This is a genomic window from Novosphingobium capsulatum NBRC 12533 (genome assembly GCF_001598375.1).
Classification (GTDB): domain Bacteria; phylum Pseudomonadota; class Alphaproteobacteria; order Sphingomonadales; family Sphingomonadaceae; genus Novosphingobium; species Novosphingobium capsulatum.
The window spans coordinates 262,678-279,188 of sequence record NZ_BCYV01000009.1 but is presented as its reverse complement, the minus strand read 5'-3'; the positions used below and the strand labels follow the sequence as shown (position 1 = coordinate 279,188).

Genomic DNA, 16,511 nt, shown 5'->3' with positions numbered 1-16,511 from the left:
CATCCCTCCTGCGGGTTGGCCGGTCGATCGCGGCCCACGCATCATTCTCTCGATTCGCGCGTTGTGGCCGGCAGCATAGCAGCTTGGCCGCCCAGGCCCACCGCGCATGGACTCGGCCGGCGCAAATGCAAGCCGGGCCAAAAGCGCATGCCAAAGCATGTTGCAGCGCGGCGCCCGCGCGGATAGGCAGGTAAATGATGAGCGACACTTCCAATCTTGTGGCCCACGCTGGCACCACCACCGTCCTGCCCGCGCCCGATACCCAGGTTTCGGTGCGCGAGGTTTTTGGCATCGACATCGACATGACGGTGCCGGCCTTTTCCGCCGCCGATGAGCGCGTGCCCGATACCGATGACAACTATGTCTTCGATCCCGATACCACGCTCGCGATCCTGGCCGGCTTTGCCTACAACCGCCGCGTCATGGTGCAGGGCTATCACGGCACCGGCAAATCGACGCATATCGAGCAGGTGGCCGCGCGCCTGAAGTGGCCGTGCGTGCGCATCAACCTCGATGCCCACATCAGCCGTATCGACCTGATCGGCCGCGACGCCATCGTGCTGCGCGATGGCCTGCAGGTGACCGAATTCCGCGAAGGCCTGCTGCCGTGGGCGCTGCAGACCCCGACCGCGCTGGTGTTCGACGAATACGACGCCGGCCGGCCCGACGTGATGTTCGTGATCCAGCGCGTGCTGGAAACCGAAGGCAAGCTGACCCTGCTCGACCAGAACCGGGTGATTCGCCCCAATCCGTTCTTCCGCCTGTTCGCCACGGCCAATACCGTGGGCCTGGGCGATACCTCGGGCCTCTATCACGGCACGCAGGCGATCAACCAGGGCCAGATGGACCGCTGGAACCTGGTCGTCGCGCTCAACTATCTGCCCGCGGAAACTGAAATCGACGTGGTTTCCAAGAAGGTGCAAGGCCTGGATGCCCAGGTGATCGCGCAGATGGTCCGCGTGGCCGATCTGACCCGCAAGGGCTTCATGGCTGGCGACATTTCCACGGTGATGAGCCCGCGCACGGTGATCAGCTGGGCGCAGAACAGCCAGATCTTCAACGACGTCGGCTTTGCCTTCCGCCTGTCGTTCCTCAACAAGTGTGACGAGGCCGAGCGCGTGCTTGTGGCCGAATATTATCAGCGGGTATTTGCCAAGGACCTGCCGGAAAGCGTCGCGCACAAGGCGTGATGCTGGGCGCTTGGCGCCCTTCGACAAGCTCAGGGCGAACGGATGCAGCCGAAGTTTAAATCCGTTCGGGCTGAGCTTGTCGAAGCCCCGCGCGTGCGAACTCAATTCTCGCCGGGATACACCGCCTTCACGAAATAGAGGCCTTCGGGCGGGGCATTGTGGCCCAGCTTCTGGCGATCACGGGCGTGGAGCGCGGCCACCAGATCAGCGCGCGTCCAGTGGCCCTGGCCGATCAGGCCCAGGCACCCCACCATCGATCGCACCTGGTGGTGCAGGAAGCTGCGCGCCGCCGTCTCGATGATCACCATGTCCCCTTCGCGGCGCACGTCGAGCCGGTCGAGCGTCTTGACGGGGCTGGCCGCCTGGCAATGGACCGAGCGGAACGTGGTGAAATCGTGGTTGCCGACCAGCTCCTGCGCTGCCTCGTGCATCGCGGCCGTATCCAGCGGCCGCGCGATGCGCCAGGCGCGGCCGGCATCGAGCGTGAGCGGCGCGCGCCGGTTGGCGATGCGATACTCATAGGCGCGGCCAAGGCAGGAAAAGCGCGCATGCCAGTCATCGGGCACGATCCGGCAATCGAGCACGGCGATCGGATCGGGCTTGAGCCGAGCGTTGAGCGCCTCTGACAGGCGGAACGGATCGAACGGCCGCGCCACATCGATATGCGCGCGCATGCCAAGCGCGTGAACGCCGGTATCGGTGCGGCCGGCGGCATGCAGAATGACGGGATGCCCCACCACGCTTTGCGCCGCTTCCTCCACCGCTTGCTGCACCGACGGGCCGTGCGATTGGCGTTGCAGGCCCATGAACGGGCCGCCATCGAATTCCAGCGTGAGGGCATAGCGCGGCATCAGGCGAGCACCGTTCCGGCCACGATCGTCCGCCCGCGTAGCAGGGCGGCAGTATCCATCGCCGGGCGGCCGGCGCGCTGCACGGTCAGCGGGCGAATGGCGCCTTGCCCGCAGGCGATTGTCAGCACATCTTCCAGCACCGTGCCGGGCGCGCCTTCACCGGCCACCACCTGCGCAGCGAGCACGCGATAGCGTTCGCCCTCTAGTTCGAAAAAAGCACCTGGCGCCGGGGCGAAAGCGCGCACCTGTCGCTCCACCTGTTCGGCCGGTTGGGCGAAATCGAGGCGGCTTTCCGCCTTGTCGATCTTGGCGGCATAAGTCACGCCCGCTTCGGGCTGAACCTCTGGCGTAAAACTGGCCAGATCGGCCAGCACGCGCACCATCAGGTCTGCGCCCAGCGTGGCGAGTTCAGCGGTCAGCGCGCCGGCGGTCTTGCTTGCCACCGGCGTGGCCACGGTCGCCAGCATAGGCCCGGTATCCAGCCCGCGTTCCATCTGCATGATGGTGATGCCGGTGTGCACATCGCCTGCCAGGATGGCACGTTGCACCGGTGCTGCGCCGCGCCAGCGTGGCAGCAGCGAGCCATGCACGTTGAGGCAGCCCTTTGCCGGGGCTGCCAGGATCGCGGCCGGCAGGATCAGGCCATAGGCCGCCACCACGGCCACATCGGCGCCATACGCGGCAAAGGCGGCCTGTTCGTCCGCCCCCTTGAGGCCGACGGGCGTGAGCACGGGCAAGCCATGCCGCTCTGCCGCCAGATGCACGGGCGAGGGCTGCAGCTTCTTGCCCCGGCCGGCCGGGCGCGGCGGCTGACTGTAGACCGCCACCACATCGTGGCCGGCGGCCACCAGCGCATCAAGCGTGGGCACGGCAAATTCGGGTGTGCCCATGAAGACAACGCGCATGGTGCAATGGGTCCTTTTCCAATCCTGCGCGCGGCCCTATCTGTCGCGTCATGGCATCGCAAGAGATCGAGGCGCTGGCGAGCGCACTGGCCCGTCTGCCCGGCCTCGGCCCCCGCTCGGCGCGGCGGGCTGTGCTCTGGCTCATCAAGCGGCGTGAAAGCGCGCTGCCGCAACTGCTGGCCGCGCTTGATACCGTGCGCCAGAACCTGGTGGAATGCCAGACCTGCGGCAATGTGGACACCACCGATCCGTGCGGGATCTGTGCCGATCCGCGCCGCGATGCGCGCGCGCTGTGCGTGGTGGAGGATGTGGCAGACCTCTGGGCGCTTGATCGCGCGCGGCTGTTCACCGGGCGCTATCACGTGCTGGGCGGGCGGCTTTCCGCGCTCGAAGGGGTGCGGCCGGAAGACCTGACCATCGGCCGGTTGCTCGATCGGGTTCGCGCCGGCGGGATTGATGAAGTGGTCCTGGCGATGAACGCCACGCTCGAGGGGCAGACCACGGCGCACTATATTGCCGAACGGCTGGAAGACTTGCCCGTGCGCGTGACGCAACTGGCGCATGGCCTGCCCGTGGGGGGAGAACTGGACTATATGGACGAGGGCACCCTGGCCCAGGCCCTGCGCGCGCGGCGGCCGGTTTGACCCGCGGGTGTCGCGCTGGGCCCTTCGACAGGCTCAGGGCTAACGAAGGCGGAAAGTCCCTCCCCGAAACCCGTTCGGGCTGAGCTTGTCGAAGCCACCCTGCGCCGAACTCAGCTTTCCAGGCTTGCCAGCACTTCATAGGCGAGCACGGCGCCAGCGACGGCAGCGTTGAGGCTGTCAGCGCGGCCCTTCATCGGCATGGTCACGCGCAGGTCGCAGGCCAGCTCATAGTCTTCGGGCAGGCCGCGCGATTCGTTGCCCACCATGACGAAGCAGGGACCGGCATAGGGGGCGCCGCGATAGGGCACGGCATCACGCAACGATGCGGCCACCAACTGGCCGGCGCCGGTGCGCAGCCAGGGCAGGAATTCGTCCCAGCGCGCCTGGGCGAGGCGCTGGGTGAAGATGGCGCCCATGCTGGCGCGCACTGCCTCTACCGAAAAAGGATCGACGCAATCATCGATCAGGATTAGCCCGCCTGCGCCCACGGCATCGGCGGTACGCAGCATCGTGCCCAGATTGCCCGGATCGCGCATGGCCTGCGCCACGAGCCACAGCGGCGCGGCGCGGCGATCGATCTGCGCCAGGCCCGTGTCCCATTCGGCAAAGACACCGGCCACGGCCTGCGGGTTATCCTTGCCGGTCACCTTGGCCAGGATATCCACCGGCAACTCGATCACATCGCCCCCGGCAGCCGAAACCGCGCTTTCCAGGTCTGACAGCAGCGGATGCGCCTCGCGCCCCTGGGCCATCAGCAGGATTTCGGGCAGGCGCCCACCGGCCCGGGCATCGGTCAACAGGCGCAGACCCTCGGCCAGAAAGCGCTGCTCGCGCTTGCGGTGCTTCTTGTCGCGCAGGCTGCGGACGAATTTGACGGTGGGGTTGGAAAACCCGGTGATCGTGCGGCGGGACATGGGGCGGTCCATGCGTCAGCCAGCCGCGATGGGCAAGACTTTCAGTCTTCGCCGAACCCGTCCTTGACCAGGCCAGCCAGCTTAAGCAGCACCGAGTCTGCCTCACCCTCGGGGCCGGACACCACCACATCGATGGTATCGCCCTTGGCCGCGCCCAGCATCATCAGGCCCAGGATAGAGCCGCCGGCCGCCTCGGTGCCGTCCTTGAACACCGTCACGTCAACGCCAGAAGGCAGCTTGGCCACGGCATTGACGAACTTGGCGCTGGCGCGGGCATGGAGGCCGCGCTGGTTGACGATGGTGATCGTCTCTCGGGCAACGTAGCTTTGGCTCGACATCGGCTTTCCTCTTCCCCTGCCCGTCGTTGTCGGGTGCGTCGCTTTGTTCGGGAAACCCTTGGGCGTGGGATTTATGCGTCCTGGCCCAGGAATTCCGAAGCGATCGTGATATAGTTGCGGCCGGCATCGCGCGCGGCGGCCGTGGCATCGCGAACATTCATGCATCCGCGCGCCTTGGCAAGCCGGATCAGCATGGGCAGGTTGATCCCGGCGATCACTTCCACCCGGCCCGCCTGCATCAGCGAGATCGCGAGGTTCGACGGCGTGCCGCCGAACAGGTCGGTGAGGATGATGACGCCTTCGCCGCTATCGACCCGGCGGATGGCATCGGCGATCTCCTTGCGGCGACGCTCCATATCGTCATTGGGGCCGATACAGACGCCGATGACGTCCTGTTGTCGGCCCACGACATGCTCCATCGCATGGATGAATTCGTCGGCAAGGGCACCATGGGTGACGAGAATAAGACCGATCATGAAGGGAACGGGCTCCGAAATACAGCCTGACAAGATGCCACAACCAAGCTTAACAGAGCCTTGGCGGACACATGTGGGCTGCCAGAATGCTGGCATTCACAAGGCATGTCTTTCAGAACCGTCCCGTCCCCCGAGCGCAGGATATTCGCTGCCCGCGCTATCGTTATCATTGGCATTGTTACTGGCATCATTGTCATACCTGAACCGCCTGGGCGCCTTCCAGCAGGTTGGCGCCGCGGGCGGCAAGGTTGCGGTGCAACAATGTGGGTGAAAAACCGGAGTTGCGCAAGCCTTGTGCGATCTCTTCGGCCATGAAGACCGAGCGATGGCGCCCGCCGGTACAGCCGAAGGCGATGTGGACATAGGCCTTGCCCTGGGCCGCGAAGCGGGGAAGGAGCAGGCGCAAAAGCCCCAGAATCCGGTCAAAAGCCTCGGCAAAGGCAGGGTCGTTGCGGATGTAATCGCCCACCGGGGCGTCCTTACCGGTCATCGGCCGCAGCGTTTCATCCCAGTGCGGATTGTTGAGGAAACGCATGTCGAAAACCAGGTCGGCGAGCGGCGGGGTGCCGCGGGAAAAGCCGAAGCTGCTGATCGTGACCGTGGTGCGACTCGGTGAGATCGCACCGAACTGCTGGCGGATGGCCTGCTGCAGGTCGTTGGTGGTGAAATCGGTGGTGGATATGACCACGTCGGCCCAGCGGCGCAGTGGGGCCAGCAGATCGCGCTCGGCAGCGATGCCGCTGGCGGCGGGCTTGTCCTCGCTCATCGGATGGCGGCGGCGGGTTTCGTTGTAGCGGCGCTCCAGCTCTGCCCCGCTGCAGTCGAGAAACAGGGTGGTGACAGAGAGGTTGGGCCGCGTGCTCAGCGCCTTGACCCGCTCGATGATCGTTTGCGGATCAAACCCGCGGGTGCGGGTGTCAAAGCCGATGGCGAGCGGCGTTCCGGCATCGATCCCACCGCTTTCGCTGCGGGCCTGGCCCGGTTCGGTTTCCAGCAGGCGATCGAGCAGGCGTATCGGGAAATTGTCGATCGCTTCCCAGCCCAGGTCTTCCAGCGTGCGCAGCGCTGTGGTCTTGCCTGCGCCGAGCAGGCCAGTGACCAGCAGGATGCGTTGCGGCGAATCCGGATCGGGCAAAGCGGAACTATCGGTGGCGACCATGCATGACCTTTTGCGCGCATTGGCGGGCAAAGAAAAGTGCGGTTACGCGACGGCCAGCCCTGATCTTGTCCCAGGCATGGCGCTCAGCCCAGGCCATAGTGTTCCAGCGCGAGCGTGGCGCGCAGGGCCAGCATCGGCGTTTCTGGCCATAACTGCACCATCGGCACGGCTATTCCGGCGCGCTCAACGCGACCTGCCGCATCGATAAAGCGCGGCGCATCTGCGTCGAGGCGCAGCACCAAGGCCACCGGCGCCTGCGCCAGGTGGGGAAAACGCAGCAGCCCCAGGTTGCGCACTTCCAGCAAGCCGGCGATGCGGGGATGGGGTTGGGCCAGCAGCCGTGGCGCGTTGCCCGGCGCGATATCTGGCAGGAGGAGCAGCCCGTCATCGCCCACCAGCTGCGCACCGCGATCAATCAGCGCCAGCGCCAGGCTGGACTTGCCGCTGCCCGGTGGCCCCTCGATCATCACGGCGCGCCCGCCGATCGCCACTGCCGTGGCCTGGTGCGCTTGGCCCGCCGCAGTCATGCGCGCAGTTCCCCGGCATAGGGCAGGGTCAGGACCAGGCAGGCGCCATGTGCGCCATCGGGACGGTCGATGATCGTCAGGCGGCCATCGTGGGCTTCGGCAATGGTGCGGGCGATCGCGAGGCCCAGGCCGCTGTGCGCGCCAAACGCCTCCTCGGCCGGTCGCACCGAATGGAAGCGCTCGAACACCTTGCCGCGCTCGGCCTGGGGGATGCCGGGTCCCTCGTCGGTCACGCTCAGCATGACGCGGGCGTCTTCACCCTCGCGCGGCCCCTGTGTCCACACTGCCACGTCCACCGCGCCGCCGGGCGGAGAGAACGACACGGCGTTGTCGAGCAGGTTTTCCAGCACGCGCTCCAGCCGCATGGCATCGCCCAGCACCAACGGGGCGTAAGTGCCGGGATCGGGCTGGCGCAGGCGGATCACCGCGCCGCCGCGCGTTTCCCGGGCGCCGCGTGCCCCCACCACCTGCGCGGCAAGACCGCCCAGGTCGAGCCGCACGAACGTGGCGCGGCTCAGCTCCGCATCGATCCGGCTGGCATCGGCGATTTCGGTGATCAGGCGGTCGATCCGCTGGACATCGTGGGTGGCGATCGCGGTGAGTTGCCGGCGCAGCGTGGCATCTTCCACCCGGTCGAGCGACTCGATCGCGCTGGCCAGGCTTGCCAGCGGGTTCTTGAGTTCGTGGGCGACATCCGCGGCAAAGCTTTCCACCGCGTCGATGCGATGGCGCAGGGCCATGGTCATGTCGGAAAAGGCGCGGGCGAGCAGGCCGATCTCGTCCCCGCGATCGGGCAGGCGGGGCACCACCACTTCGCGATCACGGCCCAGCCGCACCCGCACCGCTGCGCGCACCAGCGCGCGCAACGGCTGGACGATGGTGCGCGCCAGGAATAACGACAACTGCACCGAAAGCATCAGGGCAAGGCCGATGATGATCACCAGGGTCTGGCGCGCATCGCGCACCGCCTGGGTGATATCCACGGCATTGCGCATGGCCAGCAGCATCTGCCCATCGCTGTCGCTCCCCACGGGCGTGGCGGCGGTCAGCACCGGGGTGCGATCGGGGGCATAGCGCAGATAGACCTGGGTGGAATGGGCGGCACGGGCGCGCACCACTTCGGGCCAGTTGCCGGCTCCCGGATCGGCCGGTTCGGCATAGCGTTCCACCGGCGGCGCACCGACGATGAAATCGACCCCGCGATCGAGCAGGCGCGCGGCATGTTGGTACCATGGCTCGCCCGTGGGATCGACCAGGGCGAAGCTGGGCGGCGCCAGGGCAAAGCTGTCTGCCACCAGGCGGCCTTCGCGATCATAGAGTCGCAGCCGCAGGCGCTGTTCCTGGCCGATGCGCACCAGCAGCGTCTTTTGCTGCGCCAGGCTGGCGCCATCGAGCGCATCGGCGGCAATTTCCGCCTCGGCCCGGGCCAGCTTGAATCGCTCGCCCAGCAGCTGCGAACGGTAGCTATCGAGATAGAAGAAGCTGCCTGCCAGCAGCGCCAGCGCGATGACGTTGACCGCCAGGATACGTGCGGTGAGCGAGAGGCCGCGCGGCCGCAGCGCACGTGGCACCAGCATGCGCGCGGTGCGCTCTGGCGCAGGTGGGGCAGAGTTGGCCGGCGTCATTCGTCGCTGTAGCTGTAGCCCGCGCCATAGAGCGTCTCGATCGCGGAAAACTGCGGATCGACGGCGCGGAACTTGCGGCGCAGGCGCTTGATATGGCTGTCGATCGTGCGATCATCGACAAAGACGTCGTCGTGATAGGCCGCGTTCATCAGCTGGTCGCGGGTGCGCACCACGCCGGGGCGCACGGCCAGCGCTTCCAGGATCAGGAACTCGGTGACGGTCAGCGAAACCAGTTTGTCTGTCCAGGTCACCAGGTGGCGCGCCGGGTCCATCGCCAGGCGGCCGCGGCGGATCGGATCGGGCAGGTTTTCGGCCGGCTCGGCATCGGCGGCAACCGGATCGCGGCGCACGATTTCGCTGCGCCGCAAAATGGCGCGAATGCGGGCGAGCAACAGGCGCTGGCTGAATGGCTTGGCGATGTAATCGTCGGCGCCCATGGCCAGGCCCAGTGCCTCGTCGGCCTCGTCGTCCTTGCTGGTCAGGAAGATCACCGGCAGGTCGCTCTGCTCGCGCAGGCGGCGCAGCAATTCCAGGCCATCCATGCGCGGCATCTTGATGTCGCACACCGCCAGGTCGGGCGGATTGTCGAGCAGCGCTTTGAGCGCGGTATCGCCGTCGTTGTAGAGCCGGGTGACAAAGCCCTCGGTCTGCAGTGCGATCGATACCGTGGTCAGGATATTGCGATCATCATCGACCAGCGCGATCGTGCGGCGCGGCTGGCTCTGCCCTGCCGGGGGCGTACCCGTGCCTTCGGGCTGGGGGGCAGGGGCATTGTGCATAGGCGTTGCGGCGATCCTGCTCGAGTGGGCCTGCTCGGGTGTGGCCTACCAGGGTGGCGCGCTAGATTAGGGCGCGCAGGCGCGGCTGGCAAGAAACCCCCAAGGACGTTGGATTTGTTCGTGTGGGGACAAGCTGCGACAGGGCAGCAGTTGAAAATTGTGCAACTTGCTGCGCAAAAATCTTGGGTCGATCCGGTTTGACGCGGGGCGGGTGGTCAACTATCCGAACAGGGAATCGCGCATTCGTATTCGGCATTCGTATGCGAAGCCGGAAAACAACGGCAATGCGGCTGTGCGATCATGCTCGATACCGCGCTTTTGCAATCAGTGGCCTACCTTTTTGCCCACGGCTCCAGACAGTCCGGGGTGCAGCATGGCCCACCAAACGGGAGGCTTGTGATGTCCGCCAACAGCCTGAACATTTCCTTGTCCGCGCAGGGTTTTCCTGAACCTGCCGAGCTGTTTGCCAACCTCGGCACCGCCCCGCTGGTGGAACATGCGGTGAAGAACGGGGAAGGCGTCCTGGCCAAGGACGGTCCTTTCGTTGTCGCCACCGGCAAGCACACCGGCCGCTCGGCCAAGGACAAGTTCATCGTCCGCGACGCCGAAACCGAAAACACCGTGTGGTGGGGCAAGACCAACGTGGGCATGAGCCCGGCGCACTTTGCCGCGCTGAAGGAAGATTTCCTTGCTGCGCTCGCCACCAAGGACAAGCTCTATGTCGCTGATCTGTTCGGCGGCTCGCAGCCCGAACACCGCGTCAACGTGCGCGTGATCAACGAGTTTGCCTGGCACAACCTGTTCATCCGCACGCTGCTGGTACGCCCGACGACCGATGAACTGGCCGGCTTCGCCCCCGAATACACGATCATCGACCTGCCCAGCTTCCGCGCCGATCCGGCCCGCCACGGCTGCCGCAGCGAAACCGTGATCGCGGTCAACTTCACCGAAAAGCTGATCCTGATCGGCGGCACGTCCTATGCCGGCGAAATGAAGAAGTCGGTGTTCGGCATCCTCAACTACCTGCTGCCGGTCAAGGGTGTGATGCCGATGCACTGCTCGGCCAACATTGGCCCCAATGGCGACACCGCCGTGTTCTTCGGCCTCTCGGGCACCGGCAAGACCACGCTGTCGGCCGACGCCAGCCGCACCCTGATCGGGGACGACGAACATGGCTGGTCGGATACCGCCGTGTTCAACTTCGAAGGCGGCTGCTATGCCAAGATGATCCGCCTCTCGGCCGAGGCCGAGCCGGAAATCTTTGCCACCACCAAGCGTTTCGGCACGGTGCTGGAAAACGTGGTGATCGATCCGGTGACGCGCGAAATCGATCTGGATGACGCCAGCCTCGCGGAAAACAGCCGCGGTTCCTATCCGATCGATTTCATCCCCAATGCCTCGGAAGAAAACCTCGGCCCCGTGCCGCAGAACCTGATCTTCCTCACCGCCGATGCCTATGGCGTGCTGCCGCCGATCGCGCGTCTCACGCCCGACCAGGCAATGTATCACTTCCTCTCGGGCTATACCGCCCGCGTGGCCGGCACCGAAATCGGCGTGACCGAACCGGAAGCAACCTTCTCCACCTGCTTCGGCGCGCCGTTCATGCCGCGTCACCCCTCGATCTATGGCAACCTGCTCAAGGAACGCATCGCCAAGGGCGGGGTGAAGTGCTGGCTGGTCAACACCGGCTGGTCGGGCGGCAAGGCCACGCAGGAAGGCATCAAGCGCATGCCGATCAAGGCCACCCGCGCGCTGCTCAATGCCGCGCTCGATGGCAGCCTCAACAGCGCCGAATTCCGCGAAGATCCCAACTTCGGCTTTGAAGTGCCGGTGGAAGTGCCGGGCGTCGATACCAAGCTGCTCGATCCGCGCGGCGCCTGGGCCGATGCCGGCGAATACGACAAGACCGCCCAGGAACTGGTCAAGAAGTTCATCGACAACTTCGAGCAGTTCATGGAGCATGTCGACGAAAGCGTGCGCAAGGCGGCGCCCGTCTCGGCCTGATCATCCGCGCTGCCCACGCAGCGTCTGCAAGACCCCCGGTGCGCCCTGGCGTGCCGGGGGTTTGCTTTTGGCGGCAACGTCGCGCCTGTTAACCATGTCGTTACGGGCGATGCGCCATGGTCACGACCAGCAGGCTGGGGGGTGAGTAACGTGGCGAGTGTGGTGGCGTGTAACGAGATGACAACGCGCACGATGCTGCAACGCCCGGCGTTTCATTGGCTGGCTGCGGCCTGGCCCTATGCTCTTATCGGGTTGGTGACGCTGCTCGTCCGCTCGCCGACATTCGGCAATCCGATTCTCGATTTTGATGAGCAACTTTACCTGCTGGTTGGCGATCGCATGCTGCATGGGCATTTGCCCTACGTAGACTTGTGGGATCGCAAGCCGGTCGGCCTGTTTGCCCTTTATGCCGCCATACGGCTGCTGGGTGGCAGCGGAATCATCCAATACCAATTGGTTGCTACAGCATGTGTAGCAATCGCGGCCTGGCTTGTTCGTGCCATCGTGCGGCGGCACATGGGGGAAATCCCTGCGATTGTCGCGGCGGTAGCATATGTTCTGATGCTCAATGTTCTCCACGGGCTCGGCGGGCAGACGGCAATCTTCTATAACGCATTGACTGCCTTTGCCGCCTGGTGCGCTTGCAAGGCCAATGACGCGAACACCCCCGGCCGCATCGCGGCCCTTGCCTTGGCGGCGATGCTTGCGTTGGGCTTGGCGATCCAGATCAAGTACACCGTCATTCCTGAAGGCATCTTCTTTGGATGCTGGTTCGTGTGGCGGCTGTTTGCTGCTGGAGAGCGGTTGCGCCAGCTATTGGGCATGGCAATTGCCATGGTGCTGGTGGCGCTGGCACCTACCGGGCTGGCGCTGGGTGCGTACGCGCTGGCGGGGCATTTAGACGAATTTTTATTTGCCAATTTCACCTCGATTTTCCTGCGCCAACCCTTTCCAGCCCAAGTCCGTAACGATCAGATTTCCCAGGTCGTTGCATGTTGCATGGGGCTGCTCACCACCGCTGGTGTCGGGCTGTTCCAACTGCGCACCCATGCACACGGGCGGGTCTACGCAGATTTTCCACTTCTGGCGGGATGGTGGGTCAGTGCGTTCGCCGGATTCGGCATGCTCGGCGACTTCTATGATTTCTATTTTCTGCCGGTGGTTCTGCCCAGCGTCATTCTCGGCGCTTTTGCGCTTCGCGGCGAGCGGCGCGGCTTCACGTTTGGTTGCCTGCTGCTGCTATGGCCCTGCATTTTTATCCCGGCCAATTACTTTTCGAGGCACCAAGGCATTTTGCAGACGTCACGAATGGTTTCGGCGATTTCGCCTTATGTCAGCGGGCACTGCCTGTACATTTATGACGGGCCGACGATCCTCTATTATCTTACCAATGCCTGCATCCCGACGCGGTTCGCCTTTCCCGACCATCTTACCAATCCCATCGAAACCCGCGCACTGGGAGTCGATCCGGTGGAAGAAGAGCGACGCGTGTTGGCCAGCCAGCCGGGCGCGATCGTCACGGCGAGCAGGTCTGTCGTGCCGCGAGTGGCGCCGGCAACGCAGGCCTTGGTCCGCGAAGCCCTGGTGCGCGATTATGTGCTGATTGCGAGGACACCAACGATCGACCGCACCTATTACATCTGGGCACGCCGCGACCTTCATCCGGGGCCAGCGCCGCTGGTGGACCCACGCGCTGCCAATCCGCAATAGTCACACAAAAAAGGCCCCGGCAGCGCGCGCTGTCAGGGCCTTTCCTTATGCCAGGCCTGCGCCGATCAGCGGATCGGGCAATCGGGCGACAGGCGGAAGTCGAGGTAATTGTCCACCGACTTCATCATCTCGTCCAACTCGTTTTCATAGAAGTGGTTGGCGCGCGGGATTTCGTCGTGATGGATCGTGATGTGCTTTTGCGTGCGCAGCTTGTCGACCAGCTTCTGCACGGCATTGGGCGTCACCACCGTATCGGCAGACCCTTGCACGATGATGCCCGAGGCCGGGCAGGGCGCTAGGAAGCTGAAATCATACATGTTGGCCGGCGGCGAGACCGAGATGAAGCCGCGGATTTCCGGGCGCCGCATCAAGAGCTGCATGCCGATCAATGCGCCGAACGAATAGCCGGCAATCCACGTAGCCGAAGCTTCGGGATGGATCGACTGCACCCAATCGAGCGCTGCAGCGGCATCGGACAATTCGCCCACGCCGTTGTCAAAGCTGCCCTGGCTGCGGCCCACGCCGCGGAAGTTGAAGCGCAGCGTGGCAAAGCCGCGCGCCACGAATGTCTTGTACAGCGCCTGGGTTACACGGTCGTTCATCGTGCCACCGGCCTGCGGGTGGGGATGCAGGATCATGGCGACAGGCGCGCGGCTGCGCGTGGCGGGCTGGAAGCGGCCTTCGAGGCGACCTTCGGGACCGGGGAAGATGACTGCGGGCATCGTTGACCTGATGAACCTGTTGGCTGGCCCTGAAGACCGGCGGTGCAAGACCCTGTTTCAAGGGCAATGCGCGGTCGGGGCTGGGCATGGAACTGGTCGCTATATAGAAACGAACCCCGTAAACGCAACTTTTCCGGGATTTCTCGTTGTCGCTCTCGCTTTATTTCGATCACGCGGCCACCACGCCGCTCCTGCCGCAGGCGCGTGACGCGCTGTTGGAGGGGATGGCGCGCTGGGCCAATCCCTCCAGCCCGCATGCCGCCGGCCGTGCGGCGCGGGCGGCGCTGGAAGATGCCCGCAACCGGATCAAGGCCGCGCTGGGCTGGCCGGGCGAGGTGGTCCTGACCAGCGGCGCCAGCGAGGCGCTGGCCCTGGCCATCGGCCGGGCGAAGGCGCCGCTGATGGCGGTTTCGGCGGTTGAGCACGAGGCGGTGCTGCGCCTGGCCGGCGATGCCGCGCGCCTTGCCGTCGATGGCCGTGGCCAAGTCGTTCCTGCTTCATGCGCGCTTGCCGGGCTGGTGGCGGTGCAGCAGGTCAACAACGAAACCGGGGTGATCCAGCCGTTGGCGGCGGTGGCCCAGGCGGTGCGTGATGCCGGCGGCGTCTTGCTGGCCGATGCGGCGCAAGGCGCGGGCAAGCTGCCGCTGCCAGAGGCCGACATGATCGCCATTTCGGCGCACAAGTTTGGCGGGCCGATCGGGGTGGGCGCCTTGCTGGTGCGCGATTGGGCGCTGCTCCATCCCACCGGCGGGCAGGAGCGCGGCTATCGACCCGGTACCGAAAACCTGCCTGGCGCCCTAGCCATGGCCGCGGCGCTGGAGGCGGGGAATGCGTGGCTGGCTGATGTGCAGGCGCTGCGCGATCGGCTGGAAACCGCGCTGCTGGAAAGTGGTGCCGAGGTTATCGCGGCGGATGCGCCGCGCCTGCCCGCGATTGGTGCCTATCGCATGCCGGGCAAATCGGCCACGGCGCAGCTGATCCGGTTTGACGGGATGGGCATGGCCGTTTCGGCGGGCAGTGCCTGTTCTTCCGGCTCGCTGCGCACCAGCCACGTCCTGGATGCGATGGGCGTGGCGCAGCCGAACGAAGTGATTCGCGTTTCGCTCGGCCGGGAGACCACGGTGGACGCCGTGGACCGTTTCGTTGCCGTCTGGCGCGCGATTGCGGGGCTGGCGTGATCTACCTCGATTACCAGGCGACCACGCCGCTCGCCCCGCAAGCGCGGGCCGCGATGTTGCCGTGGCTGGCCGGCCCCGAGGACGTGCGCGCCGGCTTTGCCAATCCACACAGCCCGCACCGCCCAGGGCGCGCGGCTGCAGCGGCGGTGGAGGTGGCCCGCGCGCAAGTGGCCGCGCTGTTTCCGCCAAGCGGGCGGGTGATCTTCACCTCGGGCGCGACCGAGGCGCTCAATCTGGCCATCGCGGGCGTGGGGAAACGGCATTTGGCGGTGTCGGCCATCGAACACGCCGCCGTGCTCGACACGGTGCGGTTCCACGATCCCGCGCTCACCGTGCTGCCGGTGGACGGGGCCGGGCTGGTCGATCCTGACGTGACCATTCCCGCCGGCACCGGCCTGGTCGCGGTGATGCAGGTGAACAACGAGATCGGCACGGTGCAGCCCGTGGCCGAGCTGGCCGCGCGGGCGCACGCCATGGGCGCGCTGTTCCTGTGCGATGCGGTGCAGGGCGCGGGCAAGCTGGCTGCGCCCGAAGGGGCCGATCTGGTGGCGATTTCGGCGCACAAGCTGCACGGGCCCAAGGGCATCGGCGCGCTATGGGTGCGCGATGGGCTCGAACTGGCGCCTCTCGTCCATGGCGGCGGGCAGGAAGGTGGCTTGCGGTCCGGCACGCTCAGCCCGGCGCTATGCGCGGGGTTCGGTGCGGCGGCAGCGCTATGCACCAGCCTGTGGAAAAGCGATGGACAGCATGTTGAGACGCTGTGGGAACAGGCGCTTGGCCTGTTTGCCGGATGGACGCTCAACGGCAGCGCCACGCAGCGCTGGCATGGCAACCTCAACTTGCGCAAGCCGGGGCTTGATGTGGCCAGGCTGTTGTCAGAATGTCGCAATGTTGCGTTTTCTGCCGGATCGGCCTGCGCCAGTGGCTCGGGAAGGCCCAGCCATGTCTTGCGCGCCCTGGGACTTTCCGACAGGGATAGCAAAACCGCGATCCGCATCGGTTTCGGACGTTATACCACGGGTGAGGAACTGAAGGAGGCTGCTGCCGTGCTGAATGCGGCGGCGCAGATGCAGGGAGTCTAGTGCCTATGGTTCGCGTCACCTTCCTCACAGCCGATGGCCAGCGCGTGGCGGCCGAGGGCGAGGCAGGGCAACGCCTGCTGGAACTGGGCCAGAACGCCGGCATGCCGCTCGAAGGCACGTGCGAAGGTCAGATGGCCTGCTCCACCTGCCATGTCGTGGTTGCTCCCGACTGGTTCGACCGCCTGATGCAAGCCAGCGAGGACGAGGAAGACATGCTCGACCTTGCCGTTGGCGTCACCCGCACCAGCCGCCTCGCCTGCCAGATCGTGCTTGACCCCGCGCTGGATGGCCTGGAAGTGCGCGTACCGGCAGAGGCGCGGGATATGCAGCCGCGCTGAGCGGAGGCGGAGCGGGGCAGCACCACGAGACGCCTCTAGTACCCCTCTGTCATGCCGAACTTGTTTCGG

The 16,511-nt window shown here is 65.7% G+C and carries 17 protein-coding genes; 7 read left to right on the top strand and 10 right to left on the bottom strand.

The features are described 5' to 3' along the window. Positions 1-197 precede the first annotated feature (197 nt). Positions 198-1,190 (top strand): cobaltochelatase subunit CobS, encoded by a 993-nt coding sequence (gene cobS / locus SCA01S_RS09815; RefSeq protein WP_022677190.1) that lies wholly within the window; start codon positions 198-200, stop codon positions 1,188-1,190. Positions 1,191-1,291: 101 nt separating this feature from the next. Here the strand turns inward: cobS and truA are convergent, their stop codons facing one another. Both truA and fmt read right to left on the bottom strand, forming a co-directional pair. Beyond that, positions 1,292-2,041: a tRNA pseudouridine(38-40) synthase TruA gene (gene truA / locus SCA01S_RS09810; protein WP_062785169.1), complete on the bottom strand. Its 750-nt coding sequence runs from the start codon at positions 2,039-2,041 to the stop codon at positions 1,292-1,294. After that, positions 2,041-2,946: a methionyl-tRNA formyltransferase gene (gene fmt, locus SCA01S_RS09805; RefSeq protein ID WP_062785167.1), complete on the bottom strand. Its 906-nt coding sequence runs from the start codon at positions 2,944-2,946 to the stop codon at positions 2,041-2,043. The genes truA and fmt overlap by 1 nt, the downstream gene beginning before the upstream one ends. 50 nt (positions 2,947-2,996) lie before the next feature. On the opposite strand from fmt, the gene recR reads away from it, so the two are divergent. Continuing rightward, positions 2,997-3,590, top strand: a complete 594-nt coding sequence (gene recR / locus SCA01S_RS09800; RefSeq protein ID WP_022677187.1) for a recombination mediator RecR — start codon at positions 2,997-2,999, stop codon at positions 3,588-3,590. A 110-nt stretch (positions 3,591-3,700) separates the two neighbouring features. On the opposite strand, the gene SCA01S_RS09795 is transcribed toward recR, so the two are convergent. The 7 genes from SCA01S_RS09795 to SCA01S_RS09765 form a co-directional block, all read right to left on the bottom strand. Further along, positions 3,701-4,504, bottom strand: coding sequence for a TrmH family RNA methyltransferase (locus tag SCA01S_RS09795; RefSeq protein ID WP_062785165.1), 804 nt, complete (start codon positions 4,502-4,504; stop codon positions 3,701-3,703). Positions 4,505-4,545: 41 nt separating this feature from the next. Next, positions 4,546-4,842, bottom strand: coding sequence for an HPr family phosphocarrier protein (locus SCA01S_RS09790; RefSeq protein WP_022677185.1), 297 nt, complete (start codon positions 4,840-4,842; stop codon positions 4,546-4,548). Between the two features lie 71 nt (positions 4,843-4,913). Next, positions 4,914-5,318, bottom strand: a complete 405-nt coding sequence (locus tag SCA01S_RS09785; RefSeq protein WP_022677184.1) for a PTS sugar transporter subunit IIA — start codon at positions 5,316-5,318, stop codon at positions 4,914-4,916. A gap of 193 nt (positions 5,319-5,511) precedes the next feature. Next, positions 5,512-6,477: an RNase adapter RapZ gene (gene rapZ, locus SCA01S_RS09780; RefSeq protein WP_022677183.1), complete on the bottom strand. Its 966-nt coding sequence runs from the start codon at positions 6,475-6,477 to the stop codon at positions 5,512-5,514. Between the two features lie 83 nt (positions 6,478-6,560). Next, the gene (locus SCA01S_RS09775; RefSeq protein ID WP_062785163.1) at positions 6,561-7,004 is read right to left on the bottom strand and encodes an HPr kinase/phosphorylase; all 444 of its coding nucleotides are present in this window, start codon (positions 7,002-7,004) and stop codon (positions 6,561-6,563) included. Further along, positions 7,001-8,629: a stimulus-sensing domain-containing protein gene (locus tag SCA01S_RS09770; RefSeq protein ID WP_022677181.1), complete on the bottom strand. Its 1,629-nt coding sequence runs from the start codon at positions 8,627-8,629 to the stop codon at positions 7,001-7,003. Before SCA01S_RS09770 ends, SCA01S_RS09775 begins: the two co-directional genes overlap by 4 nt. Then, on the bottom strand, positions 8,626-9,408 hold the full coding sequence (locus tag SCA01S_RS09765; protein ID WP_022677180.1) for a response regulator transcription factor: 783 nt from the start codon (positions 9,406-9,408) through the stop codon (positions 8,626-8,628). Before SCA01S_RS09765 ends, SCA01S_RS09770 begins: the two co-directional genes overlap by 4 nt. A 399-nt stretch (positions 9,409-9,807) precedes the next feature. Here SCA01S_RS09765 and SCA01S_RS09760 point away from each other — a divergent pair, with 399 nt between their 5' ends. Together SCA01S_RS09760 and SCA01S_RS09755 are read left to right on the top strand one after the other, a co-directional pair. Beyond that, positions 9,808-11,412 carry a phosphoenolpyruvate carboxykinase gene (locus SCA01S_RS09760; RefSeq protein ID WP_022677179.1) on the top strand — a complete coding sequence of 535 codons (1,605 nt, stop codon included), beginning with the start codon at positions 9,808-9,810 and terminating at the stop codon, positions 11,410-11,412. Between the two features lie 177 nt (positions 11,413-11,589). Beyond that, complete coding sequence (locus tag SCA01S_RS09755) at positions 11,590-13,122, top strand: glycosyltransferase family 39 protein (RefSeq protein ID WP_022677178.1); 1,533 nt, start codon at positions 11,590-11,592, stop codon at positions 13,120-13,122. Positions 13,123-13,187: 65 nt separating this feature from the next. On the opposite strand, the gene SCA01S_RS09750 is transcribed toward SCA01S_RS09755, so the two are convergent. After that, positions 13,188-13,844 (bottom strand): alpha/beta hydrolase, encoded by a 657-nt coding sequence (locus SCA01S_RS09750; protein WP_022677177.1) that lies wholly within the window; start codon positions 13,842-13,844, stop codon positions 13,188-13,190. A 146-nt stretch (positions 13,845-13,990) separates the two neighbouring features. Here SCA01S_RS09750 and SCA01S_RS09745 point away from each other — a divergent pair, with 146 nt between their 5' ends. The 3 genes from SCA01S_RS09745 to SCA01S_RS09735 are packed head-to-tail and all read left to right on the top strand — an operon-like array spanning position 13,991 to position 16,442. Further along, positions 13,991-15,022 (top strand): cysteine desulfurase family protein, encoded by a 1,032-nt coding sequence (locus SCA01S_RS09745; RefSeq protein ID WP_062785161.1) that lies wholly within the window; start codon positions 13,991-13,993, stop codon positions 15,020-15,022. Further along, positions 15,019-16,104: a cysteine desulfurase family protein gene (locus SCA01S_RS09740; protein ID WP_062785159.1), complete on the top strand. Its 1,086-nt coding sequence runs from the start codon at positions 15,019-15,021 to the stop codon at positions 16,102-16,104. Before SCA01S_RS09745 ends, SCA01S_RS09740 begins: the two co-directional genes overlap by 4 nt. A 5-nt stretch (positions 16,105-16,109) precedes the next feature. Continuing rightward, positions 16,110-16,442: a 2Fe-2S iron-sulfur cluster-binding protein gene (locus SCA01S_RS09735; RefSeq protein WP_022677954.1), complete on the top strand. Its 333-nt coding sequence runs from the start codon at positions 16,110-16,112 to the stop codon at positions 16,440-16,442. Positions 16,443-16,511 lie beyond the last annotated feature (69 nt).